The sequence below is a fragment of the Pseudonocardia sp. SID8383 genome (genome assembly GCF_009864975.1).
GTDB classification, from domain to species: domain Bacteria; phylum Actinomycetota; class Actinomycetes; order Mycobacteriales; family Pseudonocardiaceae; genus Pseudonocardia; species Pseudonocardia alni.
This window is the reverse complement of sequence record NZ_WWFY01000984.1, coordinates 1-226: the sequence shown is the minus strand read 5'-3', so window position 1 is coordinate 226 and position 226 is coordinate 1. Positions and strand designations below refer to the sequence as shown.

1 protein-coding gene is annotated in these 226 nt (G+C 82.3%); it reads right to left on the bottom strand.

Features of this window, described 5'->3' with window-relative positions; genetic code table 11:
* Positions 1–226: hypothetical protein (locus GTW08_RS23220; RefSeq protein ID WP_202417585.1), on the bottom strand; the 226-nt coding region annotated here is incomplete at both ends.

Genomic DNA, 226 nt, shown 5'->3' with positions numbered 1-226 from the left:
GGTGCGGGTGGCCTCGTCGTCACCGGACGCCGGGGCCGCGGGGCGCTCGGTCTGCTCGCCGGGCGCCGGGGCGGAGCCGGAGCCGGGGATCGCGGAGGGGCGGGTGACATCCACGTCGTCCCCGGTACCGCCCGCGCCCGCCGTGTAGGGGGTGGTCGGGGGCGGGGCCTGCTCGCCTCCCGGCGCGCCGGTCACCGCGGCGGCGCGGTCGCCGTAGGACACCCCG